We start from the raw sequence: 18053 nt of genomic DNA on the forward strand, positions 1-18053 counted from the left end.
CAATGCAGTCAAAGCTATCAAAGCAGTTTATTTTTTCATACCCTAGCAATTAGTATCAGCGCTCGCAACGGTAGGATTGTTAATAATAATACTAAACATTATCTGGCAGACGTTATCCGTAAATCCTCTGCCATCGTTTGCAGCGCCAAGCTATGACTGCTTTACTTATATATGATAAGCAGCACTTTTCATACAATTCGCCATAAAACGCATACTGCGGCGTATCGGTGGTGCTAGCGCCGCACCGCCATTATCAAGGGCAAGTTGACGATGATGCAGCTCTTCGATATCCATTTGCGCTAGTATCTCACGAGTACGCTGATCTTGCGCAGGCAGTTGGGCGATATGATCTTGTAGATGCTCACTGACTTGCGCTTCTGTCTCAGCGACAAACCCTAGACTGAACTCGTTAGAGATAGCTCCGGCCACCGCGCCCAAACCAAAGGACATGCCGTACCATAGCGGCGTAAAGACACTTGGGTGGCTACCAAGCTCATCAAGGCGAGTCTCGCACCAAACGAGATGATCGACCTCTTCAGTAGCAGATTGGTGCATGGCTTGCTTGACGGTCTCGTCTTTTGCGGTAAAGGCTTGACCATGATAGAGGCCTTGCGCGCAGACCTCACCGGTATGGTTGATACGCATAAGGCCTGCGACATGGCGAGATTCGGTGATGCTCAGCTCAGGAATCTCATCGCTACTCACAGGTAAGGGCCGAGAGCTTGGGTTTGAGTGCGGCACTACCGCTCGTAGCGCTTTATCAACGCTCAATAATAAATGGTCAATCTTTGAAAGAGGACGCGCTGTCATAAACAACTCCTAATAAAGTACGGTTTTCTACATTCATCTTACTGATTATCGATTGATACTGTTTATACTATTAATACTAAAGCATTTAACCTTCATCATGGTTTTGTATGACAGCTTGCTGTTGATGCTTTTTGAGCTTTAAGTACAAAAAGGTGCCATAGCCAATATTTAATATGCCAGTGACCAAAAATAACTGCGGTAGTGTCAGCTGCAAGCTATTCAATACTACAATAGCAAAAATAGCAGAACCGACCATAAATATGGCATTAAAAATGTTATTAGCGCCGACTATACGCGCGCGATGACTCTTTGGCGCATAAGCTTGCATTGAGGCGTAAAGCGGCACAATATACAGACCGCCGCTAAACCCTAAGAAGAATAAGTCTACAAAAACACGCCAAGTTCCCGGTACTCCAAATAAGTCGCCAATTGTTAATAGAGTATCCCCAGCAGGCTGTATGTTCAGCCCTGATAAAGAAAAATAAAGATCAATTGCAAAAATGCTCAAACCGGCAATGCCAAAGGGCAGTAGGCGCAAACTAACCTCGTTTTTGGTCAGTCTCTTGCACAGCAGTGAGCCGATAGAGACCCCTACAGAAAACAAAGTCAGTAAAAATATCACGACTGACTCATCACCTTGTAAGATAACTTTGCTAAATTCTGGCGTCTGTGTCAAAAAAGTCGCGCCATAAAACCAAAACCAGCTATTGCCTAAAATAATAAAAAATAAAAAGGGCAGCGAATACAAGTAGCGAACCGTTGATAGGCTAGTGGTAAAAATATTCCAGTTGATATTTAGCTTCGGCTGCATGGCTGGCATGTGCGGAATACCGCGCGCAGCTAGATAACCTAGAGATGAGACCAAAAGCACAGTCGCGCTGATCCAGTATAGCGACTGCGGTAGCTGCGTTAATACTCCTGCGATAATCATCCCTAGCAAAATTGCCAAAGACGTACCCATCTGAAATAAGCCATTAGCGCCAACCAGCTCATCTTCTCGCATTGCTTGAGGTAGATAAGCATATTTAATAGGACCAAAAAAGGTAGAATGGGTACCCATCAAAAATAACGCTACAAACAGTAGCACATACCACTCAAACACAAAGCCAATAGCGGCCACTGTCATAATGACGATCTCAAGTATTTTTACCAAACGCGTGAGTTTGGATTTTTCAAACTTATCGGCGATTTGTCCGGCGAGCGCTGAGAATAAAAAGTATGGCAAAATAAAGAGCATCGCGGCTAAGTTGTTAAGAATGCTAACCTCAGCACCGAGCTGACTTGCGGCCGTATAAGTCAGCACTAATATCAGTGCCTGCTTAAAAATATTGTCATTGAAAGCGCCCAAAAACTGGGTAAAAAACATGGCACTAAAACGCCGCCGCTTGAATAACTGAAACTGATTTGCCATGAGGCTTCCTATGAGCGAGTACTTTTGATCGTTTAAATAACCACAGATCAAGATAAAAACGGGTAGTCGGATAATGACGCTATCAGACGTGACCAGAGGCTACCATACGAGGGATAGCGGTTATGCTGTTGCTAATATGGTAATTATAAATAGTATCAATAACTTATTAAAATATATGATAGGTTTTATGATTTTAACCTCGTATAATAGCAAGGCTGTGGGGCAAATACATATGTTAATTGCTATGATATGTTCGTGAGCTCAGTTATAATTTGTAAATTTTATAAGCCCTGATGCAGCAGTGATATTTTGATAATTATCAGCCTCTACATCGTTAAGTGTGCATCGTTTTCGCTATATCAATAGGTTCGCTTTACAAGGCTATAAACAGTCTTTTTAGAGCGTTTGTGAACCGTTACGCTAGGCTTAAGTGGCCATATTAGATGATAGGATAGTATTAGTCATGAGAAGTAACCCCTCATTGCATCACGCTTCAATGACCGCTTCGACACTCATGTCGGAACCTTGTGTATCTAGCACGGCCCCGTCATCTCCCTCTAATCGGTTGGCGCTAATCGGCGCGCATGCTCAGCACACAAGCATTGGCGTACGTCACCATTTTGCCCGAACCGCTTTATTTAGCGCTGTCGCTAGTGTTTTGGTTGGTGTTGGGATGGCCTCTGCCAGTGCCGCTGAGACCGACCCTCGCGCAGAGGTGGCGCAAAGCCCTACAGCGTCTAACCCGCAAGTAGAAGTCCAAAACAACTCTCAGAGCACTTCGCAAACCAATGTAGCGCAGGATGGTTCAGACGATAGCCTTATTGATTTTGACTCAGAAGCGGAGCTTGATGCGGCTTTAGAGGCTTTGCGCCTAAGAAGAGATTTTGAGCAGGGAGAAGTCGATAAATCCGTAATCGATGAGTTCAGTGAAGAAGTCAGCCAAGATGGCGATATTAATACTAGTGAGATAAATACTGGCACGGACGCTGAAAACAATAATAATAATGAAGCGGATGTATCGCCAGTCAGTAACGATGATTTTGATAGCGATGCCGAGCTGCAACGACAGGCAACGGCGATACAGCAGCAAGGGTATCAGATGATGACTCCCGAACAGATTGATCGGGAACTTGCGGCTTTGGACGCTGAGAATGACTCTTTTATGGAGAGTACGAGTAATGGCAACACCGACGGTTTAGATGATGTTTTTGATGCAGGGTTTAGTAGCGACCCAAACAGCTTTGATAGTAATAAGGTAGACAGTCAATTCGATAGTTTTAATGACCGTACTGTTTTAAATGATAAAGGCTTTAATGCGCCTATTGCCCGACTTGATAGTCAGCGATTACCTTTAGGATTAGATCCAAAAATCGACTCTGCAACTTTGCCTACGCCCAACAATCTTGAGACTTTAAACCGCGCACAAACTCCAGAAGAGCAGGCGCAAACGGCAGAGATAATGGCGCGTCCTATTGAGGTGAGCGACTCTGTTAGTAGTGGCCGAGTCGATGACAGTGCTGACATCACTGAGCAAAACAATCCTGAGCAGATATTAGCGCAGCAAGACAATCGTTCAGTGACAGGTGCTGATGATACTATCGCTGAAGCACAAATCGAGGCCAGCGATGGCGAGGTGGCTGATGATCAAAATAGTGATCAAAGCGGCGATCTTAATCCTGATGACTATCTGCCAGATTATCAAGCACAGGACAATGCTGACGCCGTCGCAGAAGGCGTGACTCAAGCGAATAATTCTAAACCATTAGCTCGCAATGAAGGCGGTATTGTCAAACGTTTGTATAATCGCCTATTTAACGGCGGCGTAGCAGCGTTGCCGCGTGTTGAGACCACTGTTTATCTGCAGCAAGACGCAGATAGAAGCCTTAACAATGCTACCAATGATGCGGCTCAGGGTACGCCAAGACTGATCAAGGCTGATGAAGATATTCAGCCGATTAATAATATCAAAGCTGCTATCGATGATACTACCGTTCAGTCGGTCACTGACTTCACCGCAGCCCTGCCGCGCCTGCGAGAGACCGCTTTAGATGCTGCAAAAGCTGTAGGCTATTATGATATTACTCTCAAACTACGTCAGCCGGATGCCAACAGTATCGATGTGATCATCGAAAAGCTAGGTGAACCGGTAACTGTCGATAGCCGTATCGTCGATGTCCGCGGTGAGGGCGCCGAGCAAGCCGAATTTAAAACGCTAGAAGAGACAGCGCTGCCAGCAGAGGGCGATGTCTTTAACCATAGAGTTTATAAAAATAGTAAGGCTGCTCTTGAGGCTCTAAGCCGCACTTATGGCTATTTTGATGAGAATTGGCTGAATAAATCGGTCGACATCATCTTGCCAGATAATAAAGCCGATATATCACTCGTTTATGATACTGGGGTTCGTTATGACTTCGATGACGTGGTGTTTTTTACGTACGATGAGGCGACAGGCACCCTCACGCGCGACCCTGATAAGCTACCCGTAGAGCTGCCTTTACTGCGTCAGTTGCTACACTTTGAAGCTGGTGATCCTTTTTATCGTCCCGATGTGACCAAGTTAAGTAATGATCTAGCGGCAACGCGCTACTTCAATACGGTCAACGTTGAGAGCTTATTGCCACCCGATGAGCTGAGTGCTGGCAGTACGCTAGCTTTTGATAATACTGCTAATCAGTCAGATAATGTAGAAGATGGCGATTTAGACAGTGATGTTGAAGAAGGGGCAAACGTAGGCGTTGGCGATACTGATCTCATTGGCGAGAGCCGTGACAATCTTAGCGGTGATGAGGATGATTCAGAGGTTGTTGCTGAAAGCCTTGAGGCGAACAGTGGCGCTACCGTTGATGCCGCTGATATCGCTCCCATTGAGTTCCAAGTTGATGAACAAACGCAAAATAAATTACAAGAAATCAAAGCCAAAGCCAATCGTTTAAGTCGCCTACCTAATGATCGGGTATTGGATGAAAAGGACGAAAAGGCTGAGAACTTCTTAGGAAAAATCAGCGACTCAATCAGTAATATTGCCGAGAAGGTATTCCCTGAAGAAGAAACCATTTTTGATGAGGATTTTGTACCGCCAACTTTAGCCAATCGTATTACCCCTGAAGAGGTTTTTGAAAGTAAAAAAGTGCCTTTGTACGTCTTTGTCTCCGCAGATAAGCCGCGTGATGCTCAGATTGGTCTGGGTTATGGTACTGATACCGATATCCGTGCTACTGCAAAGATTGACTATAATTTGGTTAATCGTCAGGGCTACCAAGCCGGCGCGGAAGTAGAAGCCTCACGCATCAGTAAAAACGTGACTGTCTATGGTAGTCGCCCTTGGAAGCACCCGCTCAATGATAAATTAGAGGCGCGTCTGACTTATGAAGAGGAAGTCATCGATCAAGGTGAAGGGAACTTTGATCTATCGACTAATACTGTAAAGGCAGCTTTGGCTAGAAATATTCGTAAAGAGAGCGGCTGGAATAGGAGATATTCGGTACGTTATCGGTTAGATGAGCTCGAAACTGGGGTTGACGATACAAAGTTAGAAGATCTACCGGTACGTTTCACCTCTTCAAGACCTACGCAGCAAGCTTTGTTGTTTGGTTACGGTATTAATAAAACCGACGTCAACAATGCTATCAATCCTACCAGCGGCTATCGTCAGTATTATGGTATCGAAGCCGGCGCTGAGAGCGTACTTAGCGATACTGATCTGGCGATTGTGCGCGCCGGTGTCAGCGGTATTTATAGCTTTGGTGAAGATGATAAACATCAAGTGCTAGGCGGCTTCAATACCGGGTATATTTGGGCGGATGACTTTTATGAAGTGCCTTATAAGCTACGCTTCTTCGCCGGCGGTGATCAGAGTATTCGCGGGTATGATTATGAGAGCTTATCACCGTTAGAAAACGGTTATCTGACTGGTGGACAGATTCTCGCCGTCGGTAGTGCTGAATATAACTATGAATTTAGACCGGGTTTCCGCGGGGCATTATTCACCGATGTGGGTAATGCTTATGATAAAGACTTCAAAACTGATACTAAAGTAGGGGTCGGCGTTGGTATTCGCTGGGCGTCGCCTGTTGGTGTGGTGCGAGTCGATGTGGCAGCTGGGGTGACAGAGGATAGTATTCCGGTGCGTTTGCATTTCTTTATCGGCTCGCCGTTATAAGCGGATGCATAACTCAGTCTTTTAACTAAGAACTTATAATAAGTACTTATAACTAAGCTAAACGAAAACCCAAGCAAGGCTCGCAGGCGAAGAGCTAATAATTTTTTTACTTGATTGAGTGTCATGTTGAATAATAAAACTCCACCTAACGACCCGTCGTCTAAAGATCCTGCGCAACGAGATGCCCACGCGGTGCGTCGGTGGTATCCGCTATCTTTTTTGCTAAAGCTGCTAGCATTGATTGCTATTGTCTTAGTTGTGATGTTCGTGGTGTTTTTTTATGCAGCAGGTACGGATGCAGGCACTAAGTTTTTATTAGAAAAAGTCGGTAGCGAAACGGGCGTCAAACTCAAATATGGCAGTGGTAACCTGCGTGACGGTATTATGGTCACTGATATCGATCTTAAGGCTACCGAAGATCTTGAGATTAAAGTAGACAAGGCTTACATCAAAATAGGCTGGCGCGCTGTGTTTGCTAAAGAAGTACACTTACGTGATGCCGATATCCAGCGTATTGAGATTATCAATACTAAGCCGCCAACCGGTGAGCCGTTCGATTATAAGACGCTTGAGCTACCAGTCAATCTGCGTTTCGACCAAGCCAAAATCAAAACTATCGTCTATAAGCAAGTGACTAAAGAGCCGGTCATCGTTAACGATATAGCGGCAAGGGATTTGACTTGGGTCGGCAGTCAGGTCACAGTTGGCAGTGGTAAGCTCTTTTATAGTGATATTGTCAAAGTCAGTGCGCTACAAGGTGAGATCGATCTACAAGGCGACTACCCCTTAGATCTAAGCGCTATTGTTGAAGTCAGCGCCCTTGAAAAAGCTTATATAGATCCGCTCAATGTCAAAGCAACTGGTACTCTAAAACGTACGATAGGTAAAGTGCGCAGCCGCTACAATGATAGTGATGTCAGCGGCGAGTTTGTCGCACAAGGGCTAGATGAAGGCTCACCGTTTGAAGCGAAACTGCGCTGGGATGATGTACTGATACCGTATGCTGATGCGCAAAATATCCATCTAAAAAGCGGTATGGCGACTGCTTCTGGCGTGGTTTCGGATATTAAACTGCGCATCAATACGGAGCTGACCGCCAAAGACATACCTTCAGGCCGTTATAAAGGCCGCGCGGTGATTGCCAATAGTCAGCTGCGTATCGATCGCTTAGATGCTGATGTGCCCGCAGGACGGCTAACCTTGCAGGGGATATTGGACTGGAGCGAGAGCTTCGATGCCAAAATTCGCGCTGTTGGCAATGGCTTTGATATCCGTCAAGCGATTCCAGATGAGTATAGCGACTTTAAGGCTTATGCGCCGCAGACGCTTAATGGTCGACTATCGCTACATTATCAACAAAAAAACCTCAGCAATAATCTGCAAGTTGATGCCGATTTGCGTCAGCGTGATGGCGAGCATATCAACGCTAATATTGTCCGCGGTAAGCTATCTGCCAAATCTAAGCAGCCAGCGCCTATGTATATTGATGCTAGGTGGCAGAACTTGACCCGCCGTGATGTGCCAAGTATTGGCAATATCGATAGCCCAAGCGGCCGCGCTGATGTCATCGTGCGCGGCTCAAACTTATCTGTCGATGCCAATGCTGTCATCAATGAATTAAATGCAGCGCCTAAAGGTAATTATGACGTTCGCATTCGCAAAAATGCTAATGTCATCGATATCAATCGTCTCAACTATCAGGGCATCGTTGGCGACTTATCTGGCACTGGGCAAATACAACTCGCCACCAATCAGCGCCCGCTGACTTGGCAGGTGGATGCGCGTACCAACGGCTTGTTGCCGAAGCAATATCGTAGTGATCTGCCGCTTGAGCGTTTGACAGGTAACCTGAGCGCGCGCGGCCGCCTGCTAAATATCCGCAAAAACGGCGTCAAAGGTCAGCGGCATATTGTCAATATTACGAGTACCGACCTACAAGCAAAGCTAGACGCTAGTCAAGACCAGCGCGCTATCGGCGTTACTGGTAATGGCGACGCTGAGATAGACCTTATCGGCGGTGAGCTGTCAGTGTTTGACGTACGCTTCGATGGCCGCGTTGATACTCAAGATGTACCCGATGGTCTGTTATCGATTAGCGCAGCAGGCACACCAAAGCTTATCAGCATTCGCAAACTGGATTACAGTGGTGAAGCTGGCGCAGTGAACGCAAACGGCGTCATCGATCTGCGTAATAATATTGGCTGGAGCGTCACAGGACGTTTTGATAACTTTGATGTCGGCTACTTTCTTCCTAATAATCTGGCTATTTTGACCGGAGATTTGGTTACTAGTGGTGAGTGGCAGCAGCCCGCGAGTACAGCGGCTAATAGCCAAGGTAAGCTGCAACGCTTTGCTGTCAATTTTGATGGCGTTTTAGATGCTGAGCAGCTGCCAGCAGGCAAGCTGACGATTGATGCCAGTGGCGATGCGCAGCTGATTCGTATTAAGCGCTTTCGTCATGTAGGCGCGGCCGGCAGTATCGATGCCAAAGGTAGCGTGGACGTACGCCAAGGCATTGCTTGGGACATCAACGCCACTATGGATCGCTTCAACTTAGGGTACTTTTTAAAAGACACGCCAAGTACCATCACCGGCAGTATAAAAACTGATGGACGCTGGGGCGAAACCCAGCAGGTTATCAACTTACAGCAGATTAATCTGCGCGGCATGCTCAAGGGTCAACCACTAAGTGCCAAAGGTAGTTTGTCTGCTAAGCTTAGCTTACCCAAGGACTTAGGCAGCTATTTTGAACGCCTGCAAGCTCAGGATAGCGAAACGCAGTACAAGCAAGTGAACGCTTTAATTGATAGCCTTGATGCCAATGATTTAGTGCTACGGTGGGGCGATAACTACTTAACTGCTAACGGTAATGCTAAACAGCTACAAGCCAAAATCAATATCACAAGTTTAGATCAGTTATCTGACCAGCTCGCCGGTAAGGTTAGCGGCGGGGCCACTCTATCGCAGCCCGCAGGCCAAGCCTTGCCAACGATTTACGTGGACTTAGTGGGTGAGCGCATTGCCTTGCCAGGGTTTGTTTTACGCCAAGGGCGCGTGCGCGGCAAGTTAGTGAATCTCGCAAATAGTCCAAGTCAGCTGATAGTCAGTGCTGAAGGCTTAGATGCCGCTGGTCAAAGCTTCCAAAAAGTCAAAGCGACCTTCAATGGTACTGAGCAGGCACACGTGGTCAATCTCGATGTGGCCAATGATGAGCTTAACGTCTTAGCGCGCTTAAAAGGCGGTTTCAATCGCGACGAGCTGATATGGCGCGGCGCAATAGGAAATGGTAGCGTCAAATCTAAATATGCCACGCTCAACCAGCTACAACCGGCGCAGCTTATCTTAAACTTGCCTCAAGGTGAGAGCAATCCGCTAAAAGTACAGCTGGCAGCACATTGCTGGCAGGCCGCTGATCAAAGTGGCAAGCTGTGCTTACGGGAGAACCTAATCGCCTCAGCGGATGCTGGTCAAGTTAATCTAGCGATACAAAATCTTGATACCTCCCTATTTTCAGTATTTTTGCCTAAAGATATCGATTGGCAGGCGAAGATCAATGGCAAGGCTGTCGTTGGTTGGCAACAGGGCCGTGCTCCTACTGTTAACACCACTTTATATTCGGACAACGGCAAAATCGGTCTGATTCAAGATGGTGATTTGGCTCCAGTGAGCTTACCTTATAAGCGCGTCTCGCTGATTGCGTTATCGGTCCCTGAAGGTATCAAGCTGCGTACAGATATAAACAGTGGTCGCGGTGCCCGTGGCTATGCCGAAGTCATTGTGGATCCGTATAAAGATCCTAAACCTATCTCCGGCGCTTTGGTATTAAATGAGCTAAACTTAGCGATATTTAAACCTTTCTTCCCGGGTATGCGTGTGCTTGAAGGGAATATCACCATGGCAGGTGGCCTTGGCGGTACTCTAACCAAGCCGCAGTTCTACGGCGATGTCAAACTCGCTGATGGTCGGATCGCTATGCTTGGGTTACCGGTGAATCTTACTAATGTCAACACCACCGCCAAAATCCGCGGTACAGAGGCGGTGATAGACGGTAGCTTCAATAGTGGTACGGGTACCGGTGAGCTTACCGGTACGGTAAACTGGCAGCAAGAGCTACAGGCCAAACTCAGTATCATCGGTGAGCGTCTAGTGCTGACTCAGCCGCCGCTACTCTCAGCAGAGGTCAATCCAGACATCGATATCATCGTGCGTCCAAATGACAAATACGTCAATATTGAAGGCGCTGTCAGTATACCTACTGCGACGATCCGTCCTCCTGAGGCCAGCGAAGATATCATCACCCAGACCGAAGATGCAGTGGTGCTCGATAGGCGTCTAATCGGTAATATTGATGAAGTACTGGCGGTGTCTAAGCCTTGGTCGATCAACGCCGATATCGGTGTCGATTTAGGCGATGATATCAATTTCCGCGGTTTTGGTGCGGTTATTCCACTGGCAGGCGCCATTAATATTACGCAAAATGGTAGTGGCGTGATGCGTGCTAAAGGCGTCGTGCAAGTCTCGAAGCGTACTAGTATTGATGCTTTTGGCCAAAGCTTAGAGCTGAATTACGGACAGATTCGCTTTAATGGTGATGTCATGAAGCCCGATCTAAGCATCGAAGCGGTCAAAATCATCGATGATAATATCGTTGGTGTCCGCATCAAGGGCGATACTGAAAACCCAAATATCATCGTCTTTAATAATGCCGGACTGACGCAGCAACAAGCAATGAATGCTTTGGTGACAGGACGTATTAATGACGGTAGCCCCAGCCAAATCAGTGAGCAGGGCTTTAAGTCGCAAGTGACCAATAACTTAGCCGCCGCCGGTCTTAACTTTGGCTTGAGTGGTACGCGTAGTCTGACCAATCAGATTGGTCAAGCTTTTGGTTTCCAAAGCTTAACCGTTGATGCTTCAGGCAATAGTGATGACACTAATGTCAATGTTACCGGTTATATCTCGCCTGATCTGTATATTCGTTACGGGGTAGGGGTGTTCAATGCTGAAAATAGTCTGTCAGTGCGGTATCAGTTGACTCGCCGTGTCTATTTAGAGGCGACCTCCGCTGCTGAAAACGCGGTGGATGTGGTCTATAGTTGGCAGTTCTAATACGCATAAAAAACGCCTTTATTTAAAGGCGTTTTTTATTGATTTAAGCTCATACTGACTTGGACGAATATGAGCTAAAACAGCGCAATAAGCTCAGTAACTAGTGAGTTAAAAGCTACTCGATTAAAAATTACTTGGCGAAAAGCTGCTTGATTAAAAACCACTTGGCCAAAAGCTACTTGGTCAAAATCAAACGATTATTTCGAGTCAAGCGCAGACGATATTCTTCCCCCTCATGCTCTATACGCACCTCTTTGGTCAAAGCAAATAAGTGCTGCGACTGCAGGGTAGGTAGACGATTGTCACGGTTGTTTAGATAGCGAGAGATGACCAGACTCATAATGAATTCCTTTTGATAGTAAAATAGAGCGTTAATAAATGAATTAACTTAACGATAATAATTATCATTTACATCTATGGCTTTTGCAAGTGCTTTTATGAATTAAATCATCTTTAGCTTGATAATTGATTCAGTCATAGACGATGCTTCTCCTCAATAATAACTGTCTACTGTCTTAAGATAACGGCCGTTTAATAGCGGTAAATACTTTGAATATCTTTGAATATCTTTGAATATCAGGGGCTATCATGCCAAATAACTCTAATCCTATTTCTAATCAACCTCTAGCCAAACCCTTAAAAGTCGTCAATGTCGCGGTAGCTGTTATTCATTATCAGCAGAAGTATTTGCTCGGTTACCGCAAGCGGGAGCAGCATCAAGGCGACCGTTATGAGTTCGTTGGCGGTAAAATAGACACTAATGAAACTCCAGTTGCCGCTTTGATACGTGAAGTCGAAGAAGAGACTGGCTTTGATATTGCTGACAATGTCATTCTCAAGCTTGGACGGCTGCATCATGACTATGGCGATAAACAAGTCGCTTTGCATATTTACAAAATTGAGCTAAGCGCTGAGCAGTATCAGCATTACAAGCAGCAAGAGTATGGACTAGAAGCGCAAATGCTGACGTGGGCCGATGAAGATCTATTGCTCAATAATCATTATCCGCTACCGGCTGCCAACCGAACTATTTTGGCTTGGCTCAAGCTGCCCAAGTGTATGGCCATCACTTACCCATTAGCGCACTTTGAGACGCCAGACTCAGGTGACAGTTTAGCCACTAAACCAGCTCAAAGGTGGCTGAAGTATCATCAGCAGCAGCTCTCGTATCAAGGCTGGAGTTATTTACGTCTTAAGCTCGCTCAATCGAATAATAATACTGATAAAGAGGCCGAAATCATTACGCAGTTACTGACGATTAGAAGCGATATTAGCGCTATCGTCCCTTACCGCTTACGCAAGGCTATAGATTTTAATCATCTAGATGATTTAAAAAATGACAATATAAGCGCGAGTACTAATCAACCGACTTTAAACCAAAACAACTTACCAATATCTGCTTATCACTTGACGCAAACGGAGCTGATGGCTTGGTTTAGTCAGTATCAAAAGCAGTCTAGTCATTTAGATAGCGGCGCAGATAGCAATGACGATCTTAGCTATGATTCTAGCTCTAATCGCGCTACTGCCGAGGTAAGTTGCCGTTTTGACTTAGACCTACTCAATACTAGTGATCAAAACACTACTGGGCTGATTATTAGCTGTCATGACGCTGAGAGTATCGCTGCCGCCAATCAATTGGCTAATTTGCGCCTAGCGCTTTCATTAGCGCCAGTTATTGCTATCTTTTTATCCCCTGTACTGGCCACCCAAACTCATCCGGAGCAGACACCGCTTGGCTGGCAGCAGTGGTCTGCACTGGCTGCGCTCGCTGATGTACCGGTCATTGCTTTGGGCGGTTTATCACCAGCGATGAGCGATTTGGCGACTATAAATGGCGCAAACACCGTTGCAGGTATCCGCAGTTTTCAAGAAGGAGTCTAATCCTACCGGTAAAACATTACTTATATTTAATAAATGGCAACCATCTGGTTACTATGTATTTGATAGCGTTAATAATTTTGGAGTATTTTACAAACCGTAGCTTTTTCATACATAGCCTCACTACTTATTTTGCCTACTCATCCTTATTATTGATGGCACAAATATCAAAGTAGTGTCTTATTAATAGACCTCAATAAATGAATAAATACGGTAACCCTATGCCTATGAAAGCCAATACCTCCACTAAGTCCGACGCGTATGATCGCTCATACGATAGGCAGGCGAATGGTCATCAGGTTAAAAATAATCACAATTCGCTCGCTAGCAAAACACCGGCAAACGATAGCTATTTGTCAAAATCAGACTTATCGAAGTCGAGTGCGAATAGCTCGGTTGCAAGTAATGATGCCAGCTATGTTTATGAGCAAGATGACCTGCCAGCTTATCACTTCAATGAATCGGCTAGTGCTCCTAGTCGCTCTGGTGATGTCAGCTGCGGCTATAAAAAAGCCACGCCAGTTGCTAAAAGTACCTTAATAAAAAGTACCCTAATATCTGACGAAGAAGAGATGCTGTTGCACTATATGCAGAATAATACTCAGTCGATTGATAATAAGAAAAGTAGTGCTAACACTACAGAACAACAGGATGCGCTGCAAAACAAGCAAGATATATTAAAACAAGAAGTAATCAATACTACTAATAGTGAGCCAGAGGTCGATGGAGTGCTAGATAATCCAGATTTGGCTCATAAACAGCTGCACCAGAATCAAAGTGCTATAAATACTACTGTTAAAGTTTCGGAGAGAGTTTTTATGTCCAGTCTTCTTAAGCATACTGGTATTGCTTTAGCTATTATTATTCCGCTAGCCGCGTTTTCAGCTTACGCTGCGACTCCTGAGCAGACAGTAACTGCTGCTAAGAACATGAATAATACTGAAGATCAAACAACAGAGATAAATATTGATCCCAAGAACATTATCCATAAGTCAGCGACTAAGCCTACGACAGTGGATAGCGTGGACTTGGATAAATACGCTGGTACTTGGTACGAGATAGGACGTCTTCCGATGTACTTTCAGCGTAATTGTGCAAGCGATGTAACCGCTAACTATACTGAAAAAGCCGATGGCTCTGGCATTATTGTGACGAATAAATGTCTGGATAAAGACGGCGCGCAAATTGTTGCTGAAGGCTTAGCTAAGCCCGCTGATGCTACTGGCAGCAAACTGAAAGTAACTTTTTTGCCTACTTGGATTCGCTGGTTGCCTATCGGGCGTGCTGATTACTGGGTACTAGCGCGTGATACTGACTATCAAACGGCGTTAGTGGGTACGCCAGATAAAGACTATCTGTGGTTGCTGGCACGCTCGCCCAATGTGACTCAGCAAACCTACGCAAAATACCGTCAGATCGCTCAGGACCAAGGATACAATCTTAAAGAGTTTACCTTAACGTCTCATGCGAATCAGACTGTTAACTTGATTCCTTAGTAGCGACTAGGTTATGTTGTTTTGGGTAAAACGGTTATTACTGGCAAAACTAAGCGTTTTAGGCTAAAATCTACGCCATTTATTGCCTTTGATTCCGCTATTATTTGTAGCGCTCATTAAAGGATAATCAACGAATATTTTCTACCTCTTTTTTATTGTTTCTTATTTACTGACTATTCATTTACTGATTATAAGGATGCTTCCTGTGAGCAATGCTGATACCTTACGCCAATTACATCAAGACCAGTTAAGCCAATATAATAACCAAGAGCAACAAGCGATTGAGCTGATGGGTGTACTCAATACCCTTTATAATGAGCAAGATGTACAAGTCACTTTATTTGGTGAGACATTAGATACCAGTTCAGTAGGGCAAATATTAGCGCTACATCAAAAGACGGCCACTCGCAATACTAGTGGTCAAGCAGTGGCTATTGCTGATACGCTAGCCATCGTAAAAACATTAGCACAAAGCGATGTGACTGCAGCAAGCGTAGATGTCGGTCAGCTTATCGCTAGTGGCAGCGATGTACAACAAGCGCTACAAGGGGCTAGTGCTAATGGAGCGACTAACGATGCAACTGACGTTGTGCTCTACGGGTTTGGCCGTATTGGCCGTATCCTCGCGCGTTTGTTATTAGCGCAGGCCTCAAGTGCTAAAGGCTTACAGCTAAAAGCTGTTGTCGTGCGCCCTGCACCTGCAGGCGATCTAGCTAAGCGTGCTTCGCTGCTTGAGCGCGACTCTATCCACGGCGGCTTTACCGGTAGTGTGAGCGTTGATGAAGCCAATAACGGCATCTTAATCAATGGTCGTTTTGTTCAGGTCATCTATGCCAAAGACCCAAGTGAGATTGACTATACCGCTTATGGTATCGATAACGCATTGGTTATTGATAATACGGGTATCTGGAAAGACGAAGACGGCTTAGGTAAGCACTTACAGTCTAAAGGCGTACAAAAGGTACTACTAACAGCTCCTGCCGGCGGCGATATCAAAAACGTCGTTTATGCGGTAAATAGCGACACTATTGGCGATGACAAAATCGTCAGTGCGGCAAGCTGTACGACTAACGCCATTACTCCGACGCTCAAAGTGTTAAACGATGAGTACGGCATCGAGAACGGTCATGTCGAGACTATTCACTCCTTTACCAATGATCAAAACTTGATTGATAACTATCATAAATCTGATCGCCGTGGTCGTAGTGCGGTACTGAACATGGTAATCACCAGTACTGGCGCGGCAAAAGCTGTGGGTAAAGCTTTACCAGAGCTTAGCGGTAAATTGACTGGTAATGCCATTCGTGTACCGACGCCAAACGTCAGCTTAGCGATCTTAAATCTGAACTTAAAAACTGCGCCAAAAGATGCTGACGCTCTTAACCACTTCCTACGTGATATGGCCAATAGCAGCACTTGGCAATCACAAATTGCTTATACGGACTCTACCGAAGCTGTTTCTACCGATTTTGTGGGGACTAAGCATGTGGGTATCGTTGATGCACAAGCGACTATCGTTACTGATAATCATGCTACGGTTTATATTTGGTATGATAATGAAGTCGGTTACAGCACCCAAGTCTTACGCGTAGCAGCGCAGATGGCTGGTATCAGCTACACGCAAATTCCAGCGTAACACTTGCTTGCGTAGACTGGTCAGGCTGTCAGATAATAGTGAATCATAACGAATAAGCATCGTTGTTAAGCTATATCAGGTCACCTATAAGACACCCGATAGTCGCATTGGTTATCGGGTGTTGTTGGTATTATGGTTTATAACCTTATAGTGTATGATTGGGCATGAGCAATAGACTGTGAATGGCCAAGACGTTTAGCAGTATTTATATTTAGCAGTACTACAATAGTAAATTAAGGAAGGTAACATGCGATTTATTGATGAAGCCGTCGTAACGGTAAAGGCAGGTGACGGTGGTAACGGAATCGCCAGTTTCCGCCGAGAAAAATACGTCCCTCGTGGTGGTCCTGATGGTGGTGATGGTGGTAAAGGCGGCGATGTTTATGTCATCGCTAACGACAACACCAACACTTTAGTGGACTATCGTTATACTCGCCGCCATGATGCTAAGCGTGGTGAGAACGGCCATAGCAAGAACTGCGCTGGCAAAGGCTCTGACGATATCTATTTGCCAGTCCCTATTGGGACGACTATCATTGATACTGAAACTGATGAAGTCATTGGCGATTTGACCGAAGTGGATCAAACCTTACTAATCGCCAAAGGTGGTGATGGCGGTTTGGGTAATACCCACTTTAAGAGCTCAACCAACCAAGCTCCGCGTAAAGCGACCTCAGGTTTTGAAGGTGAGCTAAAGGTACTTAAGTTCGAGCTAAAAGTAGTAGCAGATGTCGGTTTAGTCGGTCTGCCTAATGCCGGCAAGTCTACCTTTATTCGTCAGGTCTCTGCCGCTACACCAAAAGTCGCTGATTATCCTTTCACCACGTTAGTGCCGAATTTAGGGGTGGTTGATATCGGTAAGCATCGCTCCTTTGTGATGGCAGATATTCCGGGTCTGATTGAAGGCGCTTCAGACGGGGCAGGGCTTGGTATTCGCTTTTTAAAGCATGTGGCCCGTACGCGCCGACTATTACACATCGTAGATATTCAGCCGCTTGATGGTAGTGATCCTGTTGAGAACGCTAATGTCATCTTAAATGAGCTCGAGCGTTTTTCACCGGAGCTGGCCAACTTACCGCAAATTTTAGTGCTCAATAAAATCGATCAGATCGTAGACGAGACTGAGCTCAATGAGCTGTGTACGCATATCGTCGCTGAGCTTGGCTGGACGGGTATTGTGTTTCGTACCTCAACCCTTACCGGCGAAGGCGTCGACGCGGTTAAGTATCATCTGATGAATGAGATCGAGCGCGAGCGCGAGCGTGAACTAGAAGATCCTATTTTTGCTGAAGAACAAGCCGAGCGCTTTGAGCGTTTAGAGAGTGAGGTGCGCCGCAACACTGAAGCACAGCGCGAAGCTTACCGCGCCGCTCGTAAAGCGCAGCGTGAAGGAACTGATATTAATGGTGAGAATCTAACTGACTTTGATGACGACGACGATGACGGCGTAGAAGTGGTTTATGTTCCTTAATTAAGATGCGATAGCCACGAATACACTAGGGCGTGTTGAACATTCGACCATGGCACTGACAGAGACTATTTTTTAGGCGA

Annotated in this window: 9 protein-coding genes; 6 read left to right on the forward strand and 3 right to left on the reverse strand. The window is 45.6% G+C overall.

All coding sequences use genetic code 11. The annotated features are described in order from the left end of the window. Nucleotides 1-165: 165 nt before the first annotated feature. Nucleotides 166-810 carry a 2-polyprenyl-3-methyl-6-methoxy-1,4-benzoquinone monooxygenase gene (coq7, locus tag I3248_RS05430; RefSeq protein ID WP_025647063.1) on the reverse strand — a complete coding sequence of 215 codons (645 nt, stop codon included), beginning with the start codon at nt 808-810 and terminating at the stop codon, nt 166-168. Nucleotides 811-895: 85 nt separating this feature from the next. Continuing rightward, complete coding sequence (locus I3248_RS05435; protein WP_201558053.1) at nt 896-2221, reverse strand: MFS transporter; 1326 nt, start codon at nt 2219-2221, stop codon at nt 896-898. A gap of 463 nt (nt 2222-2684) precedes the next feature. Between I3248_RS05435 and I3248_RS05440 the strand changes: the two genes are divergently transcribed. Together I3248_RS05440 and I3248_RS05445 are read left to right on the forward strand one after the other, a co-directional pair. Next, the gene (locus I3248_RS05440) at nt 2685-6380 is read left to right on the forward strand and encodes a BamA/TamA family outer membrane protein (RefSeq protein ID WP_238062851.1); all 3696 of its coding nucleotides are present in this window, start codon (nt 2685-2687) and stop codon (nt 6378-6380) included. 123 nt (nt 6381-6503) lie between these two features. Next, nucleotides 6504-11489: a translocation/assembly module TamB domain-containing protein gene (locus I3248_RS05445; RefSeq protein ID WP_238062852.1), complete on the forward strand. Its 4986-nt coding sequence runs from the start codon at nt 6504-6506 to the stop codon at nt 11487-11489. Nucleotides 11490-11664: 175 nt separating this feature from the next. Here the strand turns inward: I3248_RS05445 and hemP are convergent, their stop codons facing one another. After that, on the reverse strand, nt 11665-11829 hold the full coding sequence (gene hemP / locus I3248_RS05450; protein ID WP_084212668.1) for a hemin uptake protein HemP: 165 nt from the start codon (nt 11827-11829) through the stop codon (nt 11665-11667). A 248-nt stretch (nt 11830-12077) separates the two neighbouring features. On the opposite strand from hemP, the gene I3248_RS05455 reads away from it, so the two are divergent. The 4 genes from I3248_RS05455 to cgtA all read left to right on the forward strand — a co-directional run bounded on the left by I3248_RS05455 (nt 12078) and on the right by cgtA (nt 17973). Then, nucleotides 12078-13373: an NUDIX domain-containing protein gene (locus tag I3248_RS05455; protein ID WP_238062853.1), complete on the forward strand. Its 1296-nt coding sequence runs from the start codon at nt 12078-12080 to the stop codon at nt 13371-13373. Between the two features lie 218 nt (nt 13374-13591). Continuing rightward, entirely contained in the window at nt 13592-14866 is a 1275-nt protein-coding gene (locus I3248_RS05460; RefSeq protein ID WP_238062854.1) for a lipocalin family protein, read from the forward strand. A 196-nt stretch (nt 14867-15062) separates the two neighbouring features. After that, complete coding sequence (locus I3248_RS05465; protein ID WP_238062855.1) at nt 15063-16502, forward strand: glyceraldehyde-3-phosphate dehydrogenase; 1440 nt, start codon at nt 15063-15065, stop codon at nt 16500-16502. Nucleotides 16503-16749: 247 nt separating this feature from the next. Next, a complete protein-coding gene (gene cgtA, locus I3248_RS05470; protein WP_238062856.1) occupies nt 16750-17973 on the forward strand; it encodes an Obg family GTPase CgtA in 1224 nt (407 codons plus the stop codon). The last annotated feature ends 80 nt before the right edge of the window (nt 17974-18053 follow it).

The sequence above is a fragment of the Psychrobacter sp. Ps3 genome, assembly GCF_022129275.1.
Lineage (GTDB): Bacteria > Pseudomonadota > Gammaproteobacteria > Pseudomonadales > Moraxellaceae > Psychrobacter > Psychrobacter submarinus.

Excerpts from the sequence above, each read along its gene's own strand:
- coq7 (WP_025647063.1), bottom strand. The coding sequence starts at position 810 with ATGACAGCGCGTCCTCTTTCAAAGATTGACCATTTATTATTGAGCGTT.
- I3248_RS05435 (WP_201558053.1), bottom strand. The coding sequence starts at position 2,221 with ATGGCAAATCAGTTTCAGTTATTCAAGCGGCGGCGTTTTAGTGCCATG.
- I3248_RS05440 (WP_238062851.1), top strand. The coding sequence starts at position 2,685 with ATGAGAAGTAACCCCTCATTGCATCACGCTTCAATGACCGCTTCGACA.
- I3248_RS05445 (WP_238062852.1), top strand. The coding sequence starts at position 6,504 with ATGTTGAATAATAAAACTCCACCTAACGACCCGTCGTCTAAAGATCCT.
- hemP (WP_084212668.1), bottom strand. The coding sequence starts at position 11,829 with ATGAGTCTGGTCATCTCTCGCTATCTAAACAACCGTGACAATCGTCTA.
- I3248_RS05455 (WP_238062853.1), top strand. The coding sequence starts at position 12,078 with ATGCCAAATAACTCTAATCCTATTTCTAATCAACCTCTAGCCAAACCC.
- I3248_RS05460 (WP_238062854.1), top strand. The coding sequence starts at position 13,592 with ATGCCTATGAAAGCCAATACCTCCACTAAGTCCGACGCGTATGATCGC.
- I3248_RS05465 (WP_238062855.1), top strand. The coding sequence starts at position 15,063 with ATGCTTCCTGTGAGCAATGCTGATACCTTACGCCAATTACATCAAGAC.
- cgtA (WP_238062856.1), top strand. The coding sequence starts at position 16,750 with ATGCGATTTATTGATGAAGCCGTCGTAACGGTAAAGGCAGGTGACGGT.